The sequence below is a fragment of the Photorhabdus laumondii subsp. laumondii genome, assembly GCF_003343245.1.
GTDB classification, from domain to species: Bacteria; Pseudomonadota; Gammaproteobacteria; order Enterobacterales; family Enterobacteriaceae; genus Photorhabdus; species Photorhabdus laumondii.
Genome location: NZ_CP024901.1, coordinates 2,239,097 through 2,265,235, shown reverse-complemented (window position 1 = coordinate 2,265,235; position 26,139 = coordinate 2,239,097). Strand labels below are relative to the sequence as shown.

Sequence of the window (26,139 nt, the reverse complement as noted above, 5' to 3'; positions counted from 1 at the left end):
CACCGTCATCTATTCTCTGTCATCTGTTTTCTGTCTCAGCATTCAATAACAACTTGGCAATTTGTTTCCGCGTCTCCTCAGGAAGCAATTTAAAAGCTTGTGCCGAAACGGCTACAGTACCATCCACTGACAACGCCCCAGATTTATCCAACATCAATCCCCCATTGGGCTGTAGCCTTAACGCAAGCCCCTCCGGTTTCACCGCGATGCCATTGCCAGTCTTAACCGCCAAACGGTTGTCGATAACCTGCAAACCGCCCCCCGGATGATAAGCTTGAGCACCATCCTGCCAACCAAAAAGCTGTCGCCACAACGTGGCCCAATCAATCAGTGAATAAAACGCCGCCTCAGTCGGGATCTTGCCAGGGGCGAAGTGGGTACCAAGCTGACTGACCGTTTCATCTGTTATCTCTTTCACCATCGTCTTTTCCTCATTTAGCTAGTCGTAAAGGTAAACTTTCCCTTCGCCACTTTTCCAGCCACTGGCACCAATCGCCAATGTATTGGCGTCACCGCTAAAACAAACACCGGCACCAAATTTATGGTTTGATTCCCCATCCAGCTCCAGTAATTTGCTCTGCATAATCCATTGTTCATTCTGATAGCTAAACCACCATACCGCACCGGTTTGCACACCTGTGTCATTTTTACCAACAGGTGTTGACACCACCAGCATCTGGCCGTCACTACTCAAAGAGAGTTCGCTGCCAAACCTTTCCCCGGCAGTCACCGCTTCTCTCAATATCCCTATAACTTGCCATACATTACGGTGACGCTGGTACAGATAGACCGCACCAATATTGTTCTTCTCTCCCGGGCACCCCACCGCCAGAATATTGCCGCTATCGCTCAGGCTGAGACTGGCACCAAAGTCGTCTTTACTGATGGTTAAAGGCGAAGTCAGCGAATTGAGTGGCAGTTGCGGTTGCCAGTATTCCCCGTGACGATGAAATATCGTCACTTCACCATTACCATTACGCCCCGTTGCCGCCACTGCCAAGGTTGAACCATCGGCACTCAAGCTAAGTTTGCCGCCAAACATATCGCCCTGTGCCGGAGAAGATAAGGTCAGACGCTCACCAAGCTGTGACCATTTCTTCCCGTCATACTGATAAAGATACACTGCGCCGCAGTTAGCCAATAAACCCGATCTCCAGCCATAAGAACCTACTGCTAATAGTGTGCCATCAGCACTTAGGCCCACAGCGCAACCGAAATGCTGCTGAACGTTCGCCTCACTAAGCCAAAGTTTGGCCGATTTCTCCCACGCGCCATTTGCCAATCTGCGATAAACGAACACCGAACCATGCCCACCATCACTGTTTCGGTTATCAATCCCCACCGCGAGGACATTACCATTGCGATTCAAACTTAACGCTCTGCCGCTATAACCACTAACGTAATCAGCGAATTGCTGCCGCCAACCGTTATCGGTATAAGAAAATAGATATACAGGATCCTTTCCTTCTGCCCCACTAAGCGCAATAGTTTTCCCATCGCCGCTGACACTGACAACAGCGCCAAGGTTTTTATTGTTACCATTGGCCGGCAAGTCAAACGCGGGCAACTGCGCCTTACTTGCTGCCATCTCCTCAGCATGAATCAGCCAACGGTAAAGCTCCCTTTTTTGTTCCTCTGTAAAACTCTCAAACAATTCCAGCGACAATTTAAAGTCGGGGCGTAATCCCAATTCGCCATTAATGAACTGTAAGCCGCTGCTTTTATCAATATTGACAGCAATTTCACGGTCTTCGCCGATATGCACCCCATCACCGGGATTCACTAAGAGTAAATTCACTTCATCCAGATCCCGGTTCAATCCTGCCCCTGGATTATTATCGAGCTGAGCAGGGTCCAGCCCGGCCAAACGTCGACCTTCCGCCGCTATTTGCACCAATTGAGCATAATTTTCACTTTTCGGCAGGGAATATAATTTAAACCAGGATTTAACTTCCTCTTTATCCAACAAACTATTCTCGCTGGATGTAGTAGATGTCTTGTTGTGAGCCATTAATACCTCCAATTCCGAATGACAGATAAGTTAATGTTATTACACGCCGTTCTATTCTTTTATTTTCGGGATAAACAATATTCCGGCTTTATCCCTCTCTCGATACTTCCTCTTTATTCTAATTGACCGCTTTATCGGTAAACTTTACCGAATCGTCAGGCGTGGCGATATGTTTAGCCCCCTAACCGGGCATTCCTTCTCTGGGTACAAACAGCACCTCTGCGGCTTTTAGCTGTTCGTAATCTTTCTTACTCCAGAAAAGCTCTTTATCGGCAAACTTCGCCAAATCGTCGGGCGTGGCAACATGTTTAATCCCCACACCGCGGATTCTTTCTGCTGGTATAAACAACACCCTTACAACCTCTATCTGTTTATAGGTTTCCTCACTCCAGTAGCCTTCTTCATCGACAAACCTCACCAAATCACCGGGCGTGGCGACATATTTAATTCCCAAGCCAGGTGGAATCTCTCCCGCTGGCGTAAACAACACTTCCGCAGTTTTCATCTGTTCATAGGTTTCTTCATTCCAGAAAAGTGATTGATCAGCAAACTTCGCCAAATCGTCGGGTGTGGCAACATGTATCACGACAATATCTTCTTGATGTAGCGGCGGTTCAGTGGGCATTATTTCCCCCTATTAATAAAATCAGACCTTGGCTATTTATAGCTGAAACTGCGCTCGGCAGACTCGCTTCCGATAACACTTATTTAATATTTAACTTGACTACGTTATTCGTTTTTCGTGTGAAACAATCAGCTATATTTAAGCATTATAGAAAAGTGAATTTTTGCCAGCTATTTAATAAAATTTTAATTACTTTTTTTTTAAAATCTCACATAAAAAGATATCGTTTAAACAATATTCCATCAGTATCGAAACAACCATTAATTTAATTAGATTCAAAATAATTAACCAAGAATTTTATTAGGACAAACATAATAATCAATGACATTTATAAATGTCACATATTTATTTCGAGATATTTCTCTGCTACATAATAAAAACATTTCATTTTAATAATTAAGAAAATAGAGCGTACACTTAAATAATACCAGAATCATAATTATTCACATTAAATAATTCATAACCGGGAATAACCGATAAAATGACGAAAGGAGAGACTTAATATATATAAAAAATTTATTAACAGCCACATCAATTACCGATTTAATTTTCCATAACATTAAATAAGACTAAAAATAACAATTAAAACTGATTTGTTTTAATATGACTAACAATTCATTTAAATGGAAAATTTATTATACAATAGTAAAGAATTAAGAATATAGAGATTTAAAATTAACAAAATATAAAAATAGAACTCATCCTCCAGATTTATATATTTGATAATAGGATTGGTAATAAATAACTTTTCATAATTATAATACACTCACTCTTTTTATTCTCTGCTATTCCTGTAGGGACATGAATTTAAAAACGTTTTCACTTTCTCAAGCAATTGCCACATATACTGACAGCCATGATTTCGTGTCACCGTTTCATGTAAGGATTGCCACAGACGCTCAATTTTATTCAGCCAGGGTGAATAAACAGGTAAAAACAACAGATTAAATTTAGGATGACAAGCCAGCCAATCTCTGACCCGTCGGCTTTTATGGATACTGTAATTATCCAAAATCAAAGTGAGGGTTTCAGCATGACAATACTGGCGTTCAAGTTCTTCCAATACATTGATAAATAAATGAGAATTCTTATTTAACCCGTCAGCATAAGTCACTTTTCCCGTTTGAACATTCAGGCAACCTGCAAAATAATGTTTTTGGTTTTTTCCTGGTGTCACTATACGTTTCTGTTGCCCTTTTAAATACCAGTCAGCCCCGATTTTTGGATTCAGCTCGATGTCGACTTCATCTTCATAAAAAACGGGATGTTTTTCTGAACACGTTGACAATGCCTCGGTAATTTTCGCCATTTTTTCATGGTACTCGGGATCGGGTAATTTAAGCGTCGGGGCTGCCCTTCGCCACACGATACCCATTTTATGTAAGTAACGATAGAAGGTACTGATGGATAATTTTATGTTTAATAATTCATTGATTTTAATTATAAAAAACTCAAGACTCCAGCGAGAACGCAGGCAGCCCAATTGCTGGGGAGAATATTGCAATAAAAAAGACAGTAAAGGATAAAGCGGGATTAAATTCCAGACAGCGGGTCTGCCCACAGGCAGGCTTTTGAGTCCTTCCAGACCATATAAAGTCAACCAGTTTATCCAGCGATAGACAGAAGAACGACTGGCGCAAAGGGTTTTGGCGACCAGAGAGACAGACTCGCCTCGATGCAGCATCAATATGGCCATGAGCCTGCGAGCATAATCTTTATCTCGGGTGTTCTGGATAATTTTTTTCATCTGGCGTCGTTCATTGCGGGGTATAGGTGCTATGATAGGCATAACTCAGTCCGTTTAGTGGTTTGGGATTATCTACAATTGATCAGATTGCAAAAATTGGACTGAGTTCCCTCCAAGTGTTCTACTATTTTGAAAAGTTATTTATGAAGCATGAGAGTTACCTGGCATTTTGTTTAAGATTTCAACTCTATACCAAAACCGGTAACTCTCAATTTTTCAAGGTGTTGTATCAACTCAAGTTGCGCTTAATACACATTAAATTAACTTAATCGATCATTTTCCAAATATCTTGGTTTTGGCTGGTATTCCATCTGAGAATTTTGTACCACTCCAGTCTATCTGATTAGGCGGTATGCCGAACTTTTTCCATGTCAAATTAACCGGCACTCCAAGTATACATGCAGCAATAAATCGATGCTGACCATCCATGATATGGGTAAGCCCTGTCCGACTATTATGCCAGACAACGATTGATATTGGATTTCCCTTTGTTTTGAAGTTTGCTATTTTTTCGTCAACAACTTTTTGAAAAACTTCTGCTTGAGCGGGTAGTGGTGCGGAATTCCCAATATCTCTTCGTCCTACAGGGCTGCCTTTTAATATTGATGTGTCATATGTACCCTCATTTCCTTTTAGTTGAGGTCCGTTTGCTGTTTTTCTTAATGTTACGGGATTTAACATATTTTTATACATATTTAACTCTCATCCTTTTGAATTGTGTAGGGCATCCGATATTACTGAATTTTCCTTTTTCGTCACCCAATTTTGGGTATTATTTTTTATCTTTCCTTTATCATTCTTTTATTCAATATGCGATTATTTATCCCGTTATTTATTATTCTCACCCAGTGTAACTTGATCTGTTTTTGAGCTATTTCGAAAATCTTTTAACATCAGCGACGGACATAATATCATCATTTATGAATTCCAAATAAAACGCATGTTGGGAATAAATAACATATAGATTGTGTCCATTATTTACATTTATCCAAGATGGAAAAGTTAAAATAAATATATACCCTATGGATTTCGAGATGCATCGCGGCGGCAAGGGAATGAATCCCCGGGAGCATAGATAACGATGTGACCGGGGTAAGGGAGTGCAGCCAACAAAGAAGCAACTTGAAAGATGACGGGTATATACCCTATGGATTTCAAGATGATTATAGCAAGCCATTTTGGAATAAAAATGGCCCACTATTCTATTGATACCGCTATCCATTACCACCAATGGTCGCGGTCATACGAATTTGACGGTTATCACTGATTTCAAGATTAGATAAAACCACTAATTGAGGCAAAGTTCTACGTAAGAAACGCGATAACAGCGGGCGTAATGCATGATTGACCAACAGCACCGGAGGCGCGCCCAACATTTCTTGGCGTTGCAGTGCTTCCGTCGCTTGCCGTTGTAAGTTATCCGCCAATCCGGGTTCCAGACCACCGCCATTTTGTAACGCCTGAATTAACAAGCGCTCAAGGCCCGCATCCAATCCGATGACCTGAATTTCCTGTGCGCCGGGGAACCACTGTTGAGCAATTGCCCGGCCAAGCGCAATTCTAACCAAAGATGTCAATTCATAAGGATCAGTTTGTCCAGGTGCATGTTCAGCCAAGGTTTCAATAATTGTCCGCATGTCTCGAATCGGCACTTGTTCGGACAACAGATTTTGCAGCACTTTATGCAAGGTTGTCAGATTAACAACATCAGGAATAAAGTCCTCGGTCAGTTTAGGCATCTCTTGACTGACCCGCTCAAACAGTTGTTGAGCTTCCTGACGACCAAATAACTCATTCGCATATTGCGTCAACAGGTGATTCATATGGGTCGCAACCACCGTACTGGCGGCAACCACCGTGTACCCTTGAACCTGAGCTTGCTCTCTGAGGCTATCATCAATCCAAACCGCAGACAGGCCAAAAGCAGGATCTTTGGTGATATCACCCGGCAATTCCCCCACGGCACCACCGGGGTTAATCGCCAGCCAGCGCCCCGGATGCGCTTCACCACGACCAATTTCTACCCCTTTCATCAGAATACGGTAGCCCGCTGGGGCCAGTTCAAGGTTATCCCGGATATGAACAACCGGCGGTAAATATCCCATCTCCTGAGCAAATTTCTTACGAATGCCGCTGATCCTCCCCAGTAATTCACCATTCTGGCGAAAATCAACCATCGGAATCAGACGATAACCTACTTCCATACCCAAAGGATCTTCAAGCTGAACATCGGACCATGAAGCTTCTGATGTCTGTTGCTGCTCTTCTATTTTTGGTTTTTCTGTATTTATCGCCGGCGCATCGGTGCGGCGATATAGATACCAGCCAAGACCAGCTAATGCCGCGGTAAATAACAGGAAAACAAAATTGGGCATTCCCGGTACCATGCCCAACAATCCAAGAACACCCGCACTCAACATCATCACTCTGGGATTGTTGAACAGTTGAGTCACCATCTGCTGACCAACGTCCTGATCCGTTGCTACGCGAGTCACAATAACACCCGCCGCAGTAGAAATAATGAGAGCAGGTAACTGTGCAACCAAACCATCACCAATGGTTAACAGGGTATACGCTTCCCCCGCATCCCCCAGACTCATACCATGTTGAGCCACACCAACAATTAAGCCGCCAACGACGTTGATAACTAAGATCATCAATCCCGCAATCGCATCGCCGCGCACAAACTTACTGGCACCATCCATCGAACCATAAAAATCCGATTCCTGTGTCACTTCAGCACGGCGTTTCTTCGCTTCTTCTTCACCAATCAATCCCGCATTTAAATCGGCATCAATTGCCATCTGTTTACCCGGCATGCCATCCAACACAAAACGGGCACCCACTTCGGCAATCCGCCCTGCACCTTTAGTAATGACCATAAAGTTAATCAATACCAAGATGATAAATACCACAATACCGATAGCGAAGTTGCCACCAACCAGAAAATGGCCAAATGCCTCTACAACATGCCCCGCTGCCGCAGAACCCGTATGCCCTTCCAATAAAATGATACGGGTTGAAGCTACGTTAAGAGATAAGCGCAATAATGTGGAGAACAGCAAAATGGTCGGAAATGCAGCAAAATCTAGCGTACGCCGGGTAAACATCGCCACCAGCAACACCATGATTGATAGCGCTATGTTAAACGTAAACAGTAAATCAAGCATGAATGGCGGCAATGGCAATACCATCATCGACAAAATCAAGAGGATCAATACCGGCCCGGCAAGCATTTGCCATTGCGAGCCTTTCATATTGCCCGGTAAACGAAGTATAGAGGCCAGATTAGCCATGACGATTATTTTCTCCAGCAAAATCCAGTGCTGGCGGCACTGGCAGATTTTCAGGTTTCTTCGGCTTCAAGCCGCCTTCCCGTTTCCAACGTTTCAATTGGTAGACCCAAGCAAGCACTTCCGCGACTGCCGCATACAGTGTCGCGGGGATCTGCCCGCCAATTTCACCATGGCGATAAAGCGCCCTGGCAAGTGGCGGCACCTCAAGTAATGGAATACGATTTTCTGTACCTATTTCTTTAATCCGTAATGCAATGATCCCCGCCCCTTTCGCCAATATTTTTGGCGCACTCATCGCTTTTTCATCATATTTCAACGCAACGGCATAGTGAGTTGGGTTGGTGACAATCACATCCGCTTTCGGTACATCCGCCATCATACGCTGACGAGCAGCCGCCCGTTGTTGCTGACGGATACGCGCTTTGACATGTGGGTCCCCCTCTTGTTCTTTAAATTCATCCTTTATTTCCTGCCGGGTCATTCTCAGTTTTTTCAAATGGCTGTATATCTGGTAAACAACATCGAAAGCCACCATCGGTATCAACATGAAAACCACCACATAACCGGCGAATATCAGCATTTGCATAGCATCATCCAGTGCCAACAGTGGCGGTTGAGCTATAAGCCGTAACATGGCAGGCCAGTTCATCCAAAGGAACAAAGCAGCACCAATACCGACAAATCCCGCTTTAAGTAATGCTTTGAATAATTCCGCCAACGCATTCATTGAAAAAATACGTTTCAGGCCAGAAATGGGATTCAATTTTTTCGGATCAAATTTGATGGATTTGGTACTGAACACTAATCCACCCAATAGCGCCGGGGCACTTAATGCAACTAATACTAATCCAGCAAAAACCGGCAGCAGGGCCAAAACAGCCTGTTGCAGCAACCTGCCAATCTGTTGAACCATCTGCTTATCATTGCTGACCATGCTGTGATCAAAGCTAAACCCTTCAAACACCATCAACGACAATTCATGCGTCATTGACTGACCACTCATCCAGAGCAAACTTAAACCACTGGTCAACATCAAGATAGAACTCAGCTCTCTGGAACGGACTATTTGTCCCTCTTTTCGCGCTTTTTCCCGCTTATGGGGCGTGGGTTCTTCTGTTTTCTCAAGATCGCTATCTTCAGCCACGGCTTTCCTTGTCAGATTTTCAAACGCTATCGATCAGAAAATATGGAATCAAATGGCGGTTAGCATGACAAAAGAGAAAAAATCCGATGGCTGGAACAATGAGAAATTTGACCGGGTATTTGCGGGATAGAGCTAGCAGCAAAAAATTCGATTTTATTTTCATTAATTTCTGAACTTTTCTATATCTCTTTAACTCAAATATATTGCATTACCGATCAATTATTACCTTTTAAGTTGTAACGATACGGTAATTATTTTAGTTAAAAAAAAGATTAATGTGGCTAGTCAAAGGGGAAGTGAAGTAGATGGCAATAGGGTATTACCTGCTGGTTGGTGACAAAACTACCTGTGGTGGACAGATTATTACGGGTGATCACACCATGACATTTAATGGGCGAGCCACCGCGCGTGAAGGGGATAAAGTTACCTGCGGCAAGCATCCCGGTACTTATATGATTGTCGGCGGCATATCAGATATGTTTGATATGGGGCAACGATTAGCCGGCACATTGGATAGTGTCAGCACCTGCCCTTGCCGGGCCCGGTTTATCAATTCGGTTATGGACAGCTACGAGAAGCAGGAACAGCCTCGTCAACAAGCGGTAACACCTGCTTATACGGCGACGCAAAACTTCTCATCACCAATGAAGGAAGCAACAACAGTTCAGTCCAATCCTCCACCGGTGACACAAGTGCCGCCTCCACCGATCCCGGTATTTGCCAAATCTCGTCAACGGGGCAAAGGCTGTACCGACGCCGGTACGGAGACTGAACCGGCAAATAATTTCGGTAGGATGGGGATATATCAGGTTCTATCATCGCCCGCCCCTGTCACGGAATCAAAGCCTGAACAGCCTCCGCAAGGCAAAAAACATCCACCAGAACCGGATAAGCCACAGGATAAAAAATTACCGTGGTATAAACGGTGGTTTAGCAATAGCAAAGATAAAGCCGAAGCCGCTGCGACTGCTGTAGCTGCAACGACTCGCAGCGCGGTAGCGGATGGCGAAGCGCTGGTGATGCGTTTCATTGGCGGTGGCGTTACTAGTGCCGGACGTTGGCTGGCAGCGCCGAATCCGTTGACAGTCGGATTAATGGGGTTGTTTTATTCATCGGGGTTAAATGAAAGCGAGGAAGATTACTTAAACCAATATCATCTTAGTGAAATTGCCAGTCAGTATGGTAAAGCACCGACCCGTGTCCGTTTTCGCTGGATCAGAGATGAAAAAAGCGGCAGGATGACGGTTCAGGGGTATCACGTCAGCCCAGAAAGTGGTCTGGATAAAGTGCCGGTTCGTATGATGAAACGGAATCCAGTCACCGGTAATTATGAGTTCTGGGAACCAGGAGAATATCGGCCAACGATTTTATGGACACCAAACGATCAGGAATTCAAAGTTCCACCCCATACCGGGAATGAGGAACAGCCGTTTATTCCGTCGCAGATAACCGTATTGCCGATCCCGGATAAAGTCGGCAGCGATATTGAATCGTTGCCAATGCCGGAAGAGAAGGATTTTCGGGATTATATTCTGGTCTTTCCCGCCGGTTCAGGAATGAAACCAGTTTATGTGATGTTTAATACTCCTCGGAACCAACCGGGAGTGGTAACTGGCCAAGGACAAAGAGTTGAAGGTAATTGGTTAAGTCTCGCAGGACAAGATATGGGGGCACCCATCCCTAGCCAGATAGCGGATAAGTTACGAGGGAGGAGATTTAATAACTTTGATGATTTCAGAAGGGCATTTTGGAAAGAGGTTGGTAATGATCCTGAGTTGTCTCAGCAATTTAATTCACATAATAAAGAGTTTTTAAAAAAGAGTTACTCTCCATATTCACCACGACAGGAACACATTGGAAATCGAGAAAAATATGAGATCCATCATGTTAAATTTATTAAAGACGGTGGTGAAGTCTATAATCTCGATAACCTTCGTGTAACAACACCAAAAAGGCATATCGAAATTCATTCAAGCAAAGGTGGAATAAAATGAAGCTAAATAAAAAGTTAGAAGATTATACAGAAGCTGAGTTTTTAGAATTTGCCAGAAAAGTATGCAATGCAGACTATGCGACGGAAGATGAAGCTAATGTTGCAGTTCAAGATTTTATCCGTTTATCAGAGCATCCAGATGGTACTGATATCCTTTTTTACCCATCGTCTGGTCAGGATGATTCTCCTGAAGGAATAGTGAAGCAAATCAAAGAATGGCGAGCCAAAAGCGGTAAACCTGGCTTTAAAAAATAGCAATTAAGTCAGTGATAAAAAGGATTTTTATAATCCTTTTTATCACGGTTAAGTAAGGTTAATACCTCACACAGCTATCATATTGGTATTGAATCGTTGCCAATGCCGGAAGAGAAGGATTTTCGGGATTATATTCTGATACTCCCCATCCCGAATATGCCGCCGGTGTATGTGTATTTGAGTAAACCGCCGGTGAAATTGTTTGAGGTGGATTTGTATAAAAACTTTGCGGGGAGACTGAGGAATGGAACACATGCAGATCATATGCCTTCGGATGCTGCGGTTCAGGCTTACTGGAAAAACCTTTATCCAGAACTGAAACCCAAGCAACTGGAAAGATTATCGAAAAATGTAGCAGCTATAATTATTCCTGCTGATGTCCATAGAAAACTCAGTGCGACCTATGGGGGACGTAATACCCCTGAGCAAATACGACAGGATGCCTGTGACTTACGGGGAGCTGTCGATCGAGATTTTAATACGATAATGCCAGCATTACAGGAATATGGTGCAACAGAGCGTCAGCTCGAAGAAGCTAGAGTAAAAATGCATAAACTAAATCAGGAACAGAGGTTATACAAATGACAGTAAATATAGAATCATTAATAAACAGTTTGGGGAAAACGTATCAGGAAATCTTTGATGCGGGACTCATTCCCTATAAAACCAAGCCAACAGGAAATTTTGGCACTGAATATATATCTCTAGATATGGTTAAAGAAGGTGTTTATCTTGCTTTTAAACGGAAGGATAAAATTTTATTTGATGTGACACTTACTCTACTAGATAGTGATAAACCATCATACACATTTCCAAATGAGTTACCATCACCGCTGATCTCACATATGTCACGTCAGTGGATCCATGAACAATTCGGATTGCCTGAAAAGTCAAAAGAACCAAAAGTGATAATGAAAGAAGAGTTTGGGTGGGTTGATTTGTACACGATACTAGATTTTCGTATACCAACTAACATGCAAGTTGATTATGATCTATCAGATCGCGTTAAAGAAGTGACATTTCTACCCACCTCAGAAGTACGTTGGTGGTAGTCAAAAAGAGGAGATTTTCTTGAGAGCCAATTCATTAATCAGCAGCTTAAAAGGTTAAATTGAAGATGAATTGGCTTAATTGAGAAAAGAGGTTATATAAATAATGGCGATTAACATTGAAGTACTAATTAATAGTTTAGGTAGAACTTATCAGGAAATTTATAGTGAAGGATTAATTCCTTATAAAACAAAGCCTAAAGGACACCTAGGCTGTGATTATATATCATTGGATATGATTAAAGAAGGTGTGTATTTGGCATTTAAAAGAAAAAATAAGATTTTATTTGTTGTGACAATTACCCTAATTGATCGAGATAAGCCATCATATCAATTTCCCAACGAGTTGCCATCTCCCCTAATTTCGATGATGTCTCGTCAATGGATTCATGAACAGTTTGGAGAGCCTGAAAAGTCGCATCCGCCTGAGATGATTATGAAGCACCAGTTTGGTCGTAAGGACTTATATACATTACTTAATTTCCGTGTTCCGACAAGTATGCAGATCTCCTATGATTTACTTGACCGTGTTGAATACATAACACTCCTACTCACCTCAGAAGTGTGTTGGTAGTCAATATAAAGAGGAAATTTTTCTTGAAAATCAATTCATTAATCAATAGATTAAAAAATTAAACTGAAAGTGAATTTGAATATTGGAACAGGAAATAATGGGATATAATACTTGTCCTTGTTGTGGTAAACAGACAATTGAACGTTTAGGCGAATATGAAATATGTTCGATATGTCATTGGGAAGATGATCCTGTTCAATCAGCAGACCCACATTTTTCAGGAGGAGCTAATTCTATGAGTTTGGAAGATGCGAAGAAACTCTATCTTTCAAAGAAAGATTGATTTTAGAGTTAAATATTCTTTGTCGTATTTCACTGTTTTTCTTGTAAGTGGTTAATATTTACATGAAATTACTATCAAATGAATTATTCGCATAACATTATCAATAAGAAATAGTGGCTTACAAGGACTAAGCTCTGCAACCAGCAGAGCTTAGTCATAACTATAATAAACTCTGTAAGAATGAGAGCGTATGTAAGATGGAATTGAAAAACAAAAGTTGACTTCAAGAATAATATCGAATGAAGGTACAGAAGAATAGCAATATTCTAGTATTTCCAGTCGGTTCAGGTGTTAAACTACTATCCACCGAAATCAACTAGAGTGATAGCTGGTAGGAAGCAAAAAGGGTTATACAAGTGACAGTCAATGTAGAGGCATTAATAAACAGTCTAGGGAAATCTTACCAAGAAATCTTCAATGAAGAACTCATTCCTTATAAAACCAAGCCAACAGGAAATTTTGGCACTGAATATATATCTCTAGATATGGTTAAAGAAGGTGTTTATCTTGCTTTTAAACGGAAGGATAAAATTGTATTTTAGTCAGTCCATCAATACCTTCTAGAAAATGACTAAAACGCTCGCTTTTGCCAATATCCAAACGCAAGCGATGCAAACAGTTCAGTCATATATTACCCCTTAAGTGGGATTTGAGCTTTTTGTAGAGTGCGTCGGGTGCCAGATCAACATCATTCGGCCAACACACTGCGCCACACTCATCAACACGCGCTTGGGCAAAGAATTCCTGCTCTTTCAGTGGCTCGAACATGGGTCCGAACAACCGATCCGCGATGCACACCTCTCCATAGGTGCCATCATCGAACGTCACCGCCAAGGTGTATTCTGGCTTTATTTCCACTTTCGTTACTCTGCGCATGATAATCTCTCCAGTGGTTCAATCTTGTTGAGAGGCGGATTATGGTTAATACATCCAGATCAAGATGTCAAAAAATTCACTGATAGTTGGCATTTGTAATGGCCTGAGAAACAATGATAATACTATTCACCGTAGCATTAAGATTGACACTACTCAACCATTAAATACGAGATATAAATATCGAGAAAGGGAATCCTTTAGTTGGTTCATCAACCCCTAAATACGGATACCCAATATTTCCCAAACAGAACATTCACGACACTGTAGTGTGCAAGGATTAATGTTAAATGTGTTAGAGGGACAGATAGCTTATTATCTCAAAGAGAACAGTCACTGAATATTTCCTGCTTAGAAATGGATATGTTAGTAACGGCTTAACCAGAACTCAGGTTATTTATACCCGTTATCCTTCAAATTGCCTCTTTGTTGGCTGCACTCGCTCACCCCGGTCACATAGTTTGCTATGCTCCCAGGGACTCTCTCCCTTGCCGTCGCGATCCATCTTGAAATCCATAGGGTATAAGTTAATTTCCATCCGAAAACTCATTACCGCCACTCATTGAAATTATTTTCCAATTTAAATATTAGATTAAAATAATTTCAATCGTTATTTCCACCTTTATCATTACAATAGCATATTATCTCTAATATATTTCTCCATTTTATTTTCAGTAAATTTAATATTCCATAGGCTAGTACCTGATCCCCTTCATGAGATGCTCATATCATCCTTTTATCACTCCAATGACTTATCCTGATTTATAATTACCTTCATGAATATCATGGCATTCTCGCAACCCATCAAGCACTAGCACATATTTAATTTATCCCAAGTTAAACCTTTAATTCCTCTGGCGTTCCCTCTCTATATGGCACCAGCGTCGTCCTATCTTGCGCATCAACCGCACAATGATTATTACCGACAACAAGCATAACCAAATCGCTGGTTGCTTTAATCGCGTGATCTATTTCTCCATTCACAAAATAACAAACTCCAGGCTCTATTTTATGCTTTTCACCCGCATAAATAACATAACCCGTTCCTGCGAGGACAAATAAGATATGATGCCCTAAGTGAGTATGATTCTGCATCCCCTCATCTTTGCTGAAACGAATTAGATCAGCACCAAAGCCATCAAACGAAACTAATCCCTCGCCCGTTCCCATACTGTTAACCATTTTATGATTTCTGGCCATTGTATCGACAACAAGGTGTTCACCGTTCCAGTGACAAAATCTATTTTTAATAAATTCCATATTACCTTCCTTTTATCTCTACAAATAAAATTTTATTTTAAAGTGACTATCATTTCTCTTGGTTAATTGAATTAACATTATCTCTCTATCAAATAAAATGATATTTCACAGTAAAACCTCAATCATCACAAACTCATATCGATAAAGAAACCAACTAGTTATTAACAATATATCAAATAGAAATATATAATTCCATAGTAGTATTTTACAAAAGCTCACTCTGTGATAACAATCACTGTAAAACGCTTATTTTAAATTTCTTTGTAGAATATAATCCGAGTTGAAAATAATATCAGAAAAAAGTCAGGTTAATTATATTATTAAATTAGGACAATAATGGCGTTAATTAAGCTTGATCTTAACCCTCACTAAAAATAATTATTTCAAAGATATATATACCCTATGGATTTCAAGATGCATCGCGACGGCAAGGGAGCGAATCCCCGGGAGCATAGATAGCTATGTGACCGGGGTGAGTGAGTGCAGCCAACAAAGAAGCAACTTGAAAGATGACGGGTATAGATCTGATATTTCATCTTTATCACAAGGGTGAACAGCATAAATTGTGCCTCAAAGAAACCCCACAACCTCTTACGAAATTGTGGGATCTCCACCATGCTTTCTGGTTTTCCTATCCCGCTTCACTGCTTACTGTTTTGCAACCACGGATTCATTGTGAGGTAACCAGTAACGCCGATGTTCAAAAGCATATTTGGGTAATCGAATACGCAACGGTTTCTGCCCGGAAGGCCAGCAAGTACGCCAATCTATATCTTGACCTCGTAACCATAAAAATCGAGAGTCATCTTCCGCCATATGAAGCCATTGATCTTCTTTCGTTGCCGTAGACGAAGCAAAATCCCGTAACTGCTTCAAAAGATCCTGTCGTGATGTTGCAACGAACAGTGCCCGATAGGATAACGCTGCCCTGCCAAACTGTAATGTCCAGCTAACCGCTGGTAGTTCAACGCTTTCATCATTCTCGATAAAATCCCCTAGCATAGCCACTATTTTTTGTAACGATGCCTGGCTATTAGCCGAGATGGGATAATAATACCCCTCCAGGTTGGCTTTAATCTGTTGCTGCGCTTGGGTTGGTGCCTCCTCTAAAATGACATGGGAATTGCTGCCCCCCAATCCAAAAGAGCTGAGTCCAGCGAAACGCTTTTGCCCTGCCCCCACTCGCCAAGAATTTTCCTCTGTAGCCAGTTGTAAACGTGAATCCACACTATCAATTTCAGGATTCAAACGCTGAAACGCAGCGCTAGGTACAATAGATTTATGCTGCAACATTAATAAAACTTTAACGATGCCAGCTAACCCCGCAGCGCCTTCTAAATGCCCAATGTTGGCTTTTACTGAACCAATATAGCAAGGTTGTAGCGTTCCTCCTGATTCATCGCGATTAAAGACCTCATTAAGCGCATTAAATTCTATAGGATCACCCAACGAGGTTCCCGTTCCATGTGCTTCAAGGTAACTGATTTGTTCCGCAGAAATTCCAGCCTGTAGCAAGCAATCTTTAACCAACGCAATTTGCTGCTCAGGGTTAGGTGAAGTCAGTGAATTAGCACGTCCACCATGATTAACCGCCGATGCCCGAACGTATCCATAAATCGGATCCCGATCCTCTAATGCCTGTTTTTGCGTTTTCAAGAATAGACAGATAGCCCCTTCACCACGGACAAAACCATTAGCATCCGCGTCAAAAACCCTACAACAGCCATCTTTAGATAACATCCCCGCCCGGTAATAAGCAGCCATGTTGAATGTGTTGCTCAATAAGTTAACGCTGCCAACTATCGCCTGTTGGCATTCCCCAGAACGCAATGAATTCACCGCTTGAGTCAGTGCCGTCAATCCACTTGAACACGCGGTATCAATTTGCAAACTTGGGCCAATAAAGTTGTAATAAAATGACAATCTGTTAGCCAAGAGGCAATTCAGTGTCCCTGTCGGCGCATAAGCATTTGCCATCGCCATATCGGCCGCAACCAGTTCACGATAATCATTACTGCACGAGCCAATAAAAACACCCGTCTTTGATCCTGAATAGCCAAGCGGATTCGCACCACTATCTTCGATCGCTTGCCAAGTCAGCTCTAATAGCATTCTCTGTTGCGGATCCATCATGGCCGCAACTCGCGGAGAAATACCAAAGAATGGCGCATCAAAACCATCAATACTATCGAGCAACCCGGCTTTTAAGGCTTTTTTCGGCAATGGAATGACGTAAGGTTTCCCGGATGCAAACCGCTGCTCGGGAATCTCTTTTATTACACTGTGTCCAGATCTTAAGATCTCCCACATTTGCTCTGGGGAATCTTCCGCTCCAGGCAGTCGGAAAGCCATGCCCACAATAGCAATAGGCATCTGTTTGGTATCACCCGCACTACTTACTGAGGGAGTAATGGAACTTAAATGTTCCAACAAGGCAGATTTAGCTATCCGTTGTTCATCCGGACTAAGCGAATGATATATGTGGTGCAGATTATCCATGCTTTCCTCCTTCTATGAGGCGCTGTAACCTTAATGCTGCTTCGCCATCAAGACCACGCATCGCATTAATAAAGTCATCTAAGGAATGTTTGTTCTCAGTCAGTTCAGTTTTGGCAGTGTCAAGATATTCAATCAATCGATGCGGTGAACTATAACGCCAGAACAGCGTCGGCGATAATTTCCGACGAAAATGCACTGACATTAACTCTGCAAGCTTTACTGCCTTGAGCGAATCAATGCCCAAATCAGCCCAAGTGCGCGGCATCATTGATTCAGTAAAATCTTCGTCCCAATGCAGGAAATCCGCCAGCAACGTGCGTAATTGCCCGGAAACCGATTTACCTACTTTACCTTCTATCTGATGTGCGGCAGATCGTGGCCCAGACAGAGCACGAACCTGAACAATAATCTCGGAAATAAACTCAGATGCCTCTACCCCATTGAGCAGATAGTGATTAAAGGCCAGAACGAGGCTCATCTCTTTGTTGTGAGGCGCACCAATGAACAATGTTGACTGAGATGGCGGCACAATAACAGGTACGGCAAAGGTAGCACCATCGTTGCCGGTATAGGAGATCATCATAGGAACATCAATATCAACAGGCAGTTTTTCCGCATCGGGATCAAGTACACCATTCAAGTGTTGCCTGAACTCAAAAAAGCTCATGGTCTGCGTGTTCGGTACTTTTAATGAACTCAAATCGCCTTTCTCATCCAGAAAAGCAATACCCAAGTTGATATCCGTATAAGTGTGATAACGCTCCTGATCAAGCGGTCTCGAACGCAACATCGGGAATTTTTTCAACGCCTGAGAAATCGCATAAGTGATGACCTGAAATGGCGTTATCCACTCCTGCTGCCCGGAGGTTTCCGTTAAATGATGAATGGCGTTATCAACAAGCTCAATCGGTAGTGGTTTAGCTGCCCAACAAGGTTGTACCGCAGCACTATTTAACCGTATTGCACGATTAAGACGCTGCTGATCTCTGGACAGAAAACCCACATTGTCATTTTCTGTATTGCTCTTTTCTGATGGCCTGGTTTCTTCTGATATCTTAGTTTCGCGGTGCTGCTGGAGGTAATCATCTATATGACCAGGCAATAATGTGCCATGTTTTTCCGCCAGTTGACTAAGAATGAGTGGCTCAATTTGGTGCTCTTGTGCGTACTGACGGGTTTTTGGCGGAATACGCGCAGGAGGAGCGGAGACTTCAGGAGCCGCCTCCACTTTCTCTATTTTTTCGACATCCTCCGCCACTCTCTCCATTTTCTCCGGCGGAGGCGTTAACGCTTCACTGACAGGGGAAGGCTCTGCCATCTCGCCAACAGCTCTGATAACGGCAATAGGAGATCCAACAGGGATAATATCATTTTCCGCCGCCAACCATTTTTCCAAGATCCCCTCAACATCAGATTCAATGGTAAAGGCAGCCTTATCCGTCTCCATTTCATAAACAGGTTCATCACGTTTGACATGATCCCCTACCTGCTTAAGTAATTGGATGATGACGACTTCAGTGGTTCCTTCTCCCATCGGGGGAATAAGCAACTGTGCCATAAGTTCTCCTTAGCTCATTACCGCATAGACGGAGGCTAAAATGTCATCCGTGCCGGGTAAAACAGCTTTCTCTAAACAAGGATTAAAAGGAATATGAATATCTTCACGCGTCACCAAACGCGGAGGTGCCAATAAAGAGAAGAAATTGTCATTCTCATCCAAAATATCAGCAATAATGGATGCACCAACACTGGCCGTCCGGGTATCCTCCTGCACAACGATAAGCCGCCCGGTTTTGCGTAAAGATTCCGCAATCCGTTGTTTATCCCAAGGTACCAGACTACGTAATTCAATCACTTCAATGTCAATATTGTCTTTTTCCGCCTGAAGAGCCGCCATCGTCGCAAGCTGAGTCGTATTTCCCCAAGCAACCAGTGTAATGTCCTTTCCTGCCCTGACGATATTTGCCTGCCCAAGCGACACTGGACTCACCAGCCGGCGTTCATGGCGCTCTCTCATAAGGTGTTTAGGGATCAGAATCAGACTCGGCATGTCCAGACTTAACGCGGTACGGAACAACGCGACGGTATCAGCCGGTGTCGTTGGAACCAGAACGTTAATACCGGGAATATGCGCCAGGATACCGTCCGAGCTTTGGCTGTGCCATATACCACCGCCAGGGAGATAAGCGCCATAAGGAGCATATATCACCACCGGACAGCGCCATTTTCCCACCGTTCTCCAACTTAAAGTGCCAAGTTGTGACTGTAACTGATTGAGACCTAGCCCAACAAAGTCAATAAATTGCAGTTCAACAATCGGACGCCAACCACTGGCAGATAACCCAACAGACGAGCCAATAATCGTGGCTTCGGAAAGGGGAGCATTAATAACGCGATCAGGATAGCGAGTGGATAAGCCACGGGTGAAACCAAAAACACCACCTTTAGGATCTTCAATATCCTCACCAAATATCAGCACATTCGGATGCTGACTCAATGCCTCGTCCAAAACTTGATTTACCGCTTTGACCTGTGTCTCTTCGGCTTCCATCTCAACATGTACGGTAGGCGTCCCTTCACGATTGCATAAATAGGTACTGACACTTGCAGGATCAGGCTCTTCTTCGTGGTAAACACGCTCAAATATTTCCGCGACATCCGCTTTAATGCGCTCTTTTTGTTCAGCCAGAGCTTGCTCGGTAATCGCTCCTTTTTCCTTTAAATAAGCGACGTAATTTTCAATAGGGTCCTGTAGTACCTCCAGCTCATCCGGGGTACGGTACAGTTTGTGAGAATCTGAATTGGAGTGAGAATCTAACCGATCCATACGACAAACCAATATGCAGGGAGTCCGCTCAAATCGCGCCTTATTGAATACCTCCTGTGCAACAGTAAACAAAGTTTCCGGCTTACGGGCATCAACACGACGGATCAAACACTCGTTAAATATTCCCAATCGATACGGAGCCATCTTCTCCGTTGAGGTACTAATACCCAATTTATTATCGGAAACCACAAAGACGACTGGCAAACGCTTTTCAACCGCAAAGCTGACCGCTTCATAAAATTCTCCCTGCCGAGTTGCCGCATCGCCGACACCACACACAACAAGCCCATTTTTATTGTCCAACACGCTTGCCCAAGCAGCGCCAGCCGCGGGAATACATTGGGTTCCGGTCAAGCTGACTACCGAGAAGATATTATGCTCTTTGGAGCAGAAATGATTCGACATGGTTCGGCCGGCCGAGTGAGAAGTGGCCTTACCCATAAGTTCCCTTGTCATTTCAACAATAGACATACCACGCGCTAATACTAACGCCCGATCACGATAGTAAGGAACCAGTACATCATTTTTTTCCATAAGCTGAGGCAACACAGCCAACCCTTCATGTCCAGCAGCCGACACATGAAACCAAGCTCGGCCTTGTCGTGTGACTATCGCACTACGATTATCAAATTCCCGTGACAGCAGCATGTCATAAAGTAACTTTTGCTCATCCAAACAATCATTAATTGAAGGGCTGTGTTCCTTAAGAGGTACTTCATTGATCTGTACGTCTATCACTCTCTTTTTCCTCACAAATAGTTAACGTGGTAGTTGTCGTTATTGCGCTTAATGCTTGATAAAAAAGCGAACACGGGGTAGTCCCGTTCATGATTACTTGAGAGACTATAGATCCCGATAAAGAAGTGAATGTAGGGTTATTACCTACACGAATTGCAAAAGATAGAGATATACGGCCACAATTTTTAATTACGTTTATACCCGTCATCTTTCAAGTTGCCTCTTTGTTGGCTGCACTCACTCACCCCGGCCACATAGTTATCTATGCTCCTGGGGTTCGCTCCCTTGCCGTCGCGATGCATCTTGAAATCCATAGGGTATATACATCTAACATGGGGGGAAAAATTATCTCCATAACCATAAATGGTTTCGGCTGTCATGGTATTCCCTAAATTTTTAGCATTGTCCTGAACATAATGTGACACCATTTAAAAAACTCCAACCGATGAACAACAGCCATTCGTTAAGAGTAGGACCAACAAGCGCCGGCATTTCCATGATTACAATACAATATAATCACAATACGAATAATCACAATACAATTAAAAAACAGGTTCTTACCTATATCTTTGAGCCCTGCAATGATAAGACATAGGAATAATTCATTACTTTGCTAAATTATTTTGATAATCAGATTTTTTCGACAAGCTCTTCATTAGGTATTTTTATGTTTAACCAAGACATAGCCTCAATAATAACACGTATTATATCAATCGAACTTGAGACTTTATGCTCACATTAGAATTCATTATGTTTTGTGATGAATATCAATAATGACCTCCTCATATCAAACAATAGATAAAGCTGAATTGATGAAATCATCCAACATCAATCCTGATATTTTATACAAATTTAGCTTATTATCTCTTATGTTTTATCATAAAAAAAACTGTAGTAATGCGGGAATGATCACAAAAAGGGCAGCAAAAAATTTAACTATATGATTATTATGAAGTTATCATCCCAAACAGCGCTGATAATATAATGCAATTAGTAGGATATCAACATATATCCGTTATCTTTCAAGTTGCTTCTTTGTTGGCTACACTCGCTCACCCCGGTCACCCCGGTCACATAGTTATCTATACTCCCGACTCCCGGGGATTCACTCCCTTGCCGTCGCGATCCATCTTGAAATCCATAAGGTATATAAAAATATATTTTATAGGTTTTTGAATATATTACCAATCATTCAAATAGTAAATTAAAAAAATGATAAGATAAAATATAATTTCCAAAAGATTGATTTTAATGAACTTATCTCTATAAATTATTTCGATAAATATAGAATAAAATAGATCATTTTCATACTTCGAAAAATGATTAATTCATGCAATTATTCCTATTTCAGATATTTTCTCTCATTTCAAATAACAACGGCTTTGACAACCCCCTTGGTTTAACATTGACAAACAGCTCCAGCACTTTCGCACCATGCCAATCATTCCTGTTGATCTTGCAAATGCAAACCTGAACACTCGGTGGTGGTCATCCATTCCACTGTTACTTATCGTTCATGTCAAATTTGCGTATTCGATCACAATAGTTTTATCTGGTTAGTCGACTTGATTGCGATCTGCCAATCAACTCAATTATCTTTTAATCCAAAAAAACCAGCTTGATAATTTAGCTACGATATAATAACTAATATCCTAAAGAGTACAGTATCATGAAGAACCTTCGCTATCTGATTGTCACACCAGGATTAATGCTTTCGGCCTCAGTCCTTGCTTCACCTGCTAATAGCATCGAAGCACGCCTTGATGCACTGGAGCAGCGACTACAACAAGCAGAACAACGAGCCGCCCAAGCGGAAGCGCGCGCCACTGCCGCCGAGCAACACGCACAGCAACTAGAACAACGCGCTATCGAAACCAAACAACAGACCACACAAGTAGCACAACACCCCACTTCGCAGGAAAATAGTGCTCCATCAACCAGCAACTTGAAATTGAATGATTTTGGCGATCTAAAATTGTATGGCGATGTAGAATTCAATCTCGATAGCGCCAGCCGAACCGGTCAGCTTACTTCACTTAAAACCAGCGATAATAAAGACTGGAAACCTGGCGACAAAGAGCGTTGGAATGTTAATGGCCGCATTTTGATCGGGCTGGACGGTTACCACCGTGATCAAAACAACAACTTTGCCGGCTTTAGAGTGCAACCATTAGCAGACATGACTGGCAAAATGAATCTCGACGACGCCGCTTTCTTCTTCGGCAATGAGAAAAACTGGCAGGTAAAAATCGGGCGTTTTGAAGCTTACGATATGTTCCCACTCAACCAAGATACTTTTATTCAGTATTCTGGTAATACTGCCAACGATTTGTATGCCGACGGTTTCGGCTATATCTACATGATGAAAGAAGGACGTGGCCGCAGTAATAGCGGTGGTAACTTGATGCTGAGCAAATACGCAGGTAACTGGTATTTCGAACTCAATACTCTACTTGAAGATGGCACTTCACTATTCCGAGATAACACTTACCACGGCAACACACTGGAAAATAAAAAAAATGTCGCCTATTTGCGCCCGGTAGCAGCCTGGAAAAAAGATCAGTTTAGTGCAGCCATAGCGATGGAGAGTAATGTCGTCAATAACGCCTATGGCTACCAGAATAATCAAGGGCAATGGGTCGATCAATCCAGACGCAATGGTTACGGTATGACATTAAGCTGGAACGGCCTGGAGGCCGATCCTGATGATGGCATTGTCGCTAACCTGAATACCGCTTATCTGGATGCCTCAGATGAACACAATTTCACTACCGGAATTAATGTGATGTGGCATCGTTTCGAACTGGGTTATGTCTATGCCCATAACAATATCAAAGCGTTCAATACTGACGATACAACCGCATATATTAATCACCCATTCAATGAGCCGGGTAAATACGATATAAATACCATCCATATGTCATATCAGATTCCTAGTATCATGAATATGAAGAATTTTAATCTCTATCTTGGGGCCTACGTCTCTATGTTGGAGGCAAATGATAGCAACAAAATTGCCAACAGTAATAATGACCGACGCTACGGTGCACGTGCCAGATTTAAATATCTCTTCTAATTGCAAACTAATAAGCCGCCTTGAGGTGACTCTTCCAACAGGTAAACGCATAGCTTTCCACCTTTAAGGAAGAAAGCCCGCTCTGCGGACTCAGATTATTGACAAAGTGCTGGTTTTTATCCGGCACTTTGTCTTAATTAACCTCGGTTTCGTTTAAAAAGCCATAAAAACCAGCCCGTACTCGTTTTTCCTCGCTGCTCAACTCCCTCAAATACTCTATGACGGGGAATATAGAGGTTGTGACAAACAGCAATTTTGGTCGAATCAATAAAAGCGGTTGATGATATACCAAAGTTAAAATCAATTAAGATTAATATCATATTCTAATACCTCTTTATATGTAAATTTTTTTTGCCAAATTAAAAATAAAGACCCGAGTTGACATTGTATACTTTGCGTTCTATTTTTTATTTAATTTTAGTGAACATATTTTTATTATTGGACTGCTTATATACCCAATGGATTTCAAGATGCATCGCGACGGCAAGGGGGTGAGTGAGTGCAGCCAACAAAGAGGCAACTTGAAAGATGACGGGTATATATTGTTTCACCCGGCAAGAAAGGTAATACTATTGAGGTCATTAATTCCCTCAAAAAACAGTTGCTATAATATAGTAGGTTTTTTTAATAGCCTATTTATTTAAAGTTAGCTCTCTTACTTATCCAGCAATATCCTTTACTATCTGATTTGTCAGAAATTGATTGATTGACTTTGTAGATCGACAAAAAGCATGGCAGTGTTGTTCTATGCTAAATCGAGATATTCTTATTTATAGGTGTTTTTTAAAATCATTAAATATATACCCTATGGATTTCAAGATGCATCGCGGCGGCAAGGGAGCGAATCCCCTGGAGCATAGAAAACTATGTGACCGGGGTGAGTGAGTGCAGCCAACAAAGAAGCAACTTGAAAGATGACGGATATAACTAAATAATTTTTTGAGTTAATCAGTATTAACTGTTTTTTCCCAAGATATCGTAATTAATTTAATACGATGTCATCGTAATTCACCCTAATAAAGAGATATTACAATGGGCTGGAATATATTTATTAACGCACCAGATAGTTACCATCTTACTTCCACACATATCCGCAACAGCTTGCACCAACAAGGTTTTGCCACTTTCAATGCCACCGATCTTGACCTTTCTGACAGTGAAAAAATCGATCTTATCTCTCTGTGTGAATTATCTAAGTCACTGCCGTTAGATCGATTTGGTGAAGGTGGTCGTCACCGCAGTTATTGTGAGGGAGTGTGGCACCGTGAAACAGAAACTATTGATTGGAAAACAGGTCATCAGCAATCTGATGGTAGTATAGAGATTGATTATCATCAGGGAAGTGAATATCAACCTGAATTTGGTGGTGTGGTACGAAAATTCCTGCGTATGCCTGATGAGATACTTAATAAAGGGCTACTTAATAAACTCATTTGGCACGATCTGAGTCTAACCGGCATGGCAGAACATTATTCCCGTTTGCTATGTGGTGTACATCTGATCCGAATGCAGGCACTACCGGGTAAACCGGCAAAAATTACGCCTAACTGTTTTCATCGTGACGGTCAGCCGTTCACCGCTGTACATTTAATTGAACGTTACAATATCGAAGGTGGTACAACGCATATCGCGCCACCTTCTTATGCGAATTGCCAGCTTGAAGAAGTCCCTGCTCATGAGATAACTCGTTTTCTCCTTAATGATCCCCTTGATAGCTACATCATCGATGATGCAGCGATTTGTCATTACATCAATCCCGTAACTTGCGATGAAAACGCTAGCGTTGGCGTCCGCACTATCATTCTGATTGATTTCACCCCACTAGAACAGATTGACAGGTGTTCCCAGTAGCGCTTTTGCCATGAAAGTGGCTGACACCCAGGAGTGAT

21 protein-coding genes and 2 pseudogenes are annotated in these 26,139 nt (G+C 42.2%); 9 read left to right on the top strand and 14 right to left on the bottom strand.

Annotation, left to right across the window (positions count from 1 at the left end; all coding sequences use genetic code 11):
• Nucleotides 1–19 precede the first annotated feature (19 nt).
• The 7 genes from PluTT01m_RS09820 to flhB all read right to left on the bottom strand — a co-directional run bounded on the left by PluTT01m_RS09820 (nucleotide 20) and on the right by flhB (nucleotide 8,823).
• Nucleotides 20–421, bottom strand: a complete 402-nt coding sequence (locus tag PluTT01m_RS09820; RefSeq protein WP_011146164.1) for a hypothetical protein — start codon at nucleotides 419–421, stop codon at nucleotides 20–22.
• Nucleotides 422–439: 18 nt separating this feature from the next.
• Nucleotides 440–2,011: a WD40 repeat domain-containing protein gene (locus tag PluTT01m_RS09815; RefSeq protein WP_011146163.1), complete on the bottom strand. Its 1,572-nt coding sequence runs from the start codon at nucleotides 2,009–2,011 to the stop codon at nucleotides 440–442.
• A gap of 181 nt (nucleotides 2,012–2,192) precedes the next feature.
• Nucleotides 2,193–2,636 carry a hypothetical protein gene (locus PluTT01m_RS09810; RefSeq protein WP_011146162.1) on the bottom strand — a complete coding sequence of 148 codons (444 nt, stop codon included), beginning with the start codon at nucleotides 2,634–2,636 and terminating at the stop codon, nucleotides 2,193–2,195.
• A gap of 775 nt (nucleotides 2,637–3,411) precedes the next feature.
• A complete protein-coding gene (locus tag PluTT01m_RS09805) occupies nucleotides 3,412–4,425 on the bottom strand; it encodes an IS630-like element ISPlu10 family transposase (RefSeq protein ID WP_011144774.1) in 1,014 nt (337 codons plus the stop codon).
• A 231-nt stretch (nucleotides 4,426–4,656) separates the two neighbouring features.
• Nucleotides 4,657–5,076: a hypothetical protein gene (locus PluTT01m_RS09795; RefSeq protein WP_011146161.1), complete on the bottom strand. Its 420-nt coding sequence runs from the start codon at nucleotides 5,074–5,076 to the stop codon at nucleotides 4,657–4,659.
• 521 nt (nucleotides 5,077–5,597) lie between these two features.
• On the bottom strand, nucleotides 5,598–7,679 hold the full coding sequence (flhA, locus tag PluTT01m_RS09790) for a flagellar biosynthesis protein FlhA (protein WP_011146160.1): 2,082 nt from the start codon (nucleotides 7,677–7,679) through the stop codon (nucleotides 5,598–5,600).
• Nucleotides 7,672–8,823 carry a flagellar biosynthesis protein FlhB gene (gene flhB, locus PluTT01m_RS09785; RefSeq protein ID WP_011146159.1) on the bottom strand — a complete coding sequence of 384 codons (1,152 nt, stop codon included), beginning with the start codon at nucleotides 8,821–8,823 and terminating at the stop codon, nucleotides 7,672–7,674. Before flhB ends, flhA begins: the two co-directional genes overlap by 8 nt.
• A 305-nt stretch (nucleotides 8,824–9,128) precedes the next feature.
• On the opposite strand from flhB, the gene PluTT01m_RS09780 reads away from it, so the two are divergent.
• The 7 genes and pseudogenes from PluTT01m_RS09780 to PluTT01m_RS09750 form a co-directional block, all read left to right on the top strand.
• Nucleotides 9,129–10,817, top strand: a complete 1,689-nt coding sequence (locus PluTT01m_RS09780; protein ID WP_011146158.1) for an S-type pyocin domain-containing protein — start codon at nucleotides 9,129–9,131, stop codon at nucleotides 10,815–10,817.
• Nucleotides 10,814–11,071 (top strand): bacteriocin immunity protein, encoded by a 258-nt coding sequence (locus PluTT01m_RS09775; protein WP_011146157.1) that lies wholly within the window; start codon nucleotides 10,814–10,816, stop codon nucleotides 11,069–11,071. The genes PluTT01m_RS09780 and PluTT01m_RS09775 overlap by 4 nt, the downstream gene beginning before the upstream one ends.
• A gap of 81 nt (nucleotides 11,072–11,152) precedes the next feature.
• Nucleotides 11,153–11,656 (top strand): S-type pyocin domain-containing protein, encoded by a 504-nt coding sequence (locus PluTT01m_RS09770; RefSeq protein ID WP_324251768.1) that lies wholly within the window; start codon nucleotides 11,153–11,155, stop codon nucleotides 11,654–11,656.
• Entirely contained in the window at nucleotides 11,653–12,123 is a 471-nt protein-coding gene (locus tag PluTT01m_RS09765; RefSeq protein WP_011146156.1) for a DUF6392 family protein, read from the top strand. The genes PluTT01m_RS09770 and PluTT01m_RS09765 overlap by 4 nt, the downstream gene beginning before the upstream one ends.
• Before the next feature lie 103 nt (nucleotides 12,124–12,226).
• Nucleotides 12,227–12,694, top strand: a complete 468-nt coding sequence (locus tag PluTT01m_RS09760) for a DUF6392 family protein (protein ID WP_011146155.1) — start codon at nucleotides 12,227–12,229, stop codon at nucleotides 12,692–12,694.
• A gap of 82 nt (nucleotides 12,695–12,776) precedes the next feature.
• The gene (locus PluTT01m_RS09755; RefSeq protein ID WP_238401407.1) at nucleotides 12,777–12,977 is read left to right on the top strand and encodes a CPCC family cysteine-rich protein; all 201 of its coding nucleotides are present in this window, start codon (nucleotides 12,777–12,779) and stop codon (nucleotides 12,975–12,977) included.
• 356 nt (nucleotides 12,978–13,333) lie between these two features.
• A pseudogene (locus PluTT01m_RS09750) lies at nucleotides 13,334–13,516 on the top strand (DUF6392 family protein); the annotation flags it as partial.
• Nucleotides 13,517–13,601: 85 nt separating this feature from the next.
• On the opposite strand, the gene PluTT01m_RS09745 reads toward PluTT01m_RS09750, so the two are convergent.
• From PluTT01m_RS09745 to PluTT01m_RS25745, 6 genes are all read right to left on the bottom strand, one after another.
• Entirely contained in the window at nucleotides 13,602–13,853 is a 252-nt protein-coding gene (locus tag PluTT01m_RS09745) for a DUF2442 domain-containing protein (RefSeq protein WP_011146152.1), read from the bottom strand.
• Between the two features lie 834 nt (nucleotides 13,854–14,687).
• Nucleotides 14,688–15,110: a cupin domain-containing protein gene (locus PluTT01m_RS09735; protein WP_011146151.1), complete on the bottom strand. Its 423-nt coding sequence runs from the start codon at nucleotides 15,108–15,110 to the stop codon at nucleotides 14,688–14,690.
• Nucleotides 15,111–15,758: 648 nt separating this feature from the next.
• Nucleotides 15,759–17,609, bottom strand: coding sequence for a type I polyketide synthase (locus PluTT01m_RS09730; RefSeq protein ID WP_011146150.1), 1,851 nt, complete (start codon nucleotides 17,607–17,609; stop codon nucleotides 15,759–15,761).
• On the bottom strand, nucleotides 17,602–19,167 hold the full coding sequence (locus PluTT01m_RS09725) for a biotin/lipoyl-containing protein (RefSeq protein WP_011146149.1): 1,566 nt from the start codon (nucleotides 19,165–19,167) through the stop codon (nucleotides 17,602–17,604). Before PluTT01m_RS09725 ends, PluTT01m_RS09730 begins: the two co-directional genes overlap by 8 nt.
• 9 nt (nucleotides 19,168–19,176) lie before the next feature.
• Nucleotides 19,177–21,174, bottom strand: coding sequence for a dehydrogenase E1 component subunit alpha/beta (locus tag PluTT01m_RS09720; RefSeq protein ID WP_011146148.1), 1,998 nt, complete (start codon nucleotides 21,172–21,174; stop codon nucleotides 19,177–19,179).
• 185 nt (nucleotides 21,175–21,359) lie between these two features.
• Nucleotides 21,360–21,602, bottom strand: coding sequence for a hypothetical protein (locus tag PluTT01m_RS25745; protein WP_041380041.1), 243 nt, complete (start codon nucleotides 21,600–21,602; stop codon nucleotides 21,360–21,362).
• 1,241 nt (nucleotides 21,603–22,843) lie between these two features.
• Here PluTT01m_RS25745 and PluTT01m_RS09715 point away from each other — a divergent pair.
• Complete coding sequence (locus tag PluTT01m_RS09715) at nucleotides 22,844–24,250, top strand: carbohydrate porin (RefSeq protein ID WP_011146147.1); 1,407 nt, start codon at nucleotides 22,844–22,846, stop codon at nucleotides 24,248–24,250.
• Between the two features lie 167 nt (nucleotides 24,251–24,417).
• Here the strand turns inward: PluTT01m_RS09715 and PluTT01m_RS09710 are convergent.
• Nucleotides 24,418–24,525: pseudogene (locus PluTT01m_RS09710) on the bottom strand (transposase); the annotation flags it as partial.
• A 757-nt stretch (nucleotides 24,526–25,282) separates the two neighbouring features.
• On the opposite strand from PluTT01m_RS09710, the gene PluTT01m_RS09705 reads away from it, so the two are divergent.
• Complete coding sequence (locus tag PluTT01m_RS09705; protein ID WP_011146146.1) at nucleotides 25,283–26,101, top strand: 2OG-Fe dioxygenase family protein; 819 nt, start codon at nucleotides 25,283–25,285, stop codon at nucleotides 26,099–26,101.
• Nucleotides 26,102–26,139 lie beyond the last annotated feature (38 nt).

Coding starts and splice junctions, on each gene's coding strand:
- PluTT01m_RS09820 (WP_011146164.1), bottom strand. CDS start 421: ATGGTGAAAGAGATAACAGATGAAACGGTCAGTCAGCTTGGTACCCAC.
- PluTT01m_RS09815 (WP_011146163.1), bottom strand. CDS start 2,011: ATGGCTCACAACAAGACATCTACTACATCCAGCGAGAATAGTTTGTTG.
- PluTT01m_RS09810 (WP_011146162.1), bottom strand. CDS start 2,636: ATGCCCACTGAACCGCCGCTACATCAAGAAGATATTGTCGTGATACAT.
- PluTT01m_RS09805 (WP_011144774.1), bottom strand. CDS start 4,425: ATGCCTATCATAGCACCTATACCCCGCAATGAACGACGCCAGATGAAA.
- PluTT01m_RS09795 (WP_011146161.1), bottom strand. CDS start 5,076: ATGTATAAAAATATGTTAAATCCCGTAACATTAAGAAAAACAGCAAAC.
- flhA (WP_011146160.1), bottom strand. CDS start 7,679: ATGGCTAATCTGGCCTCTATACTTCGTTTACCGGGCAATATGAAAGGC.
- PluTT01m_RS09780 (WP_011146158.1), top strand. CDS start 9,129: ATGGCAATAGGGTATTACCTGCTGGTTGGTGACAAAACTACCTGTGGT.
- PluTT01m_RS09775 (WP_011146157.1), top strand. CDS start 10,814: ATGAAGCTAAATAAAAAGTTAGAAGATTATACAGAAGCTGAGTTTTTA.
- PluTT01m_RS09765 (WP_011146156.1), top strand. CDS start 11,653: ATGACAGTAAATATAGAATCATTAATAAACAGTTTGGGGAAAACGTAT.
- PluTT01m_RS09760 (WP_011146155.1), top strand. CDS start 12,227: ATGGCGATTAACATTGAAGTACTAATTAATAGTTTAGGTAGAACTTAT.
- PluTT01m_RS09745 (WP_011146152.1), bottom strand. CDS start 13,853: ATGCGCAGAGTAACGAAAGTGGAAATAAAGCCAGAATACACCTTGGCG.
- PluTT01m_RS09735 (WP_011146151.1), bottom strand. CDS start 15,110: ATGGAATTTATTAAAAATAGATTTTGTCACTGGAACGGTGAACACCTT.
- PluTT01m_RS09730 (WP_011146150.1), bottom strand. CDS start 17,609: ATGGATAATCTGCACCACATATATCATTCGCTTAGTCCGGATGAACAA.
- PluTT01m_RS09725 (WP_011146149.1), bottom strand. CDS start 19,167: ATGGCACAGTTGCTTATTCCCCCGATGGGAGAAGGAACCACTGAAGTC.
- PluTT01m_RS25745 (WP_041380041.1), bottom strand. CDS start 21,602: ATGGTGTCACATTATGTTCAGGACAATGCTAAAAATTTAGGGAATACC.
- PluTT01m_RS09715 (WP_011146147.1), top strand. CDS start 22,844: ATGAAGAACCTTCGCTATCTGATTGTCACACCAGGATTAATGCTTTCG.
- PluTT01m_RS09705 (WP_011146146.1), top strand. CDS start 25,283: ATGGGCTGGAATATATTTATTAACGCACCAGATAGTTACCATCTTACT.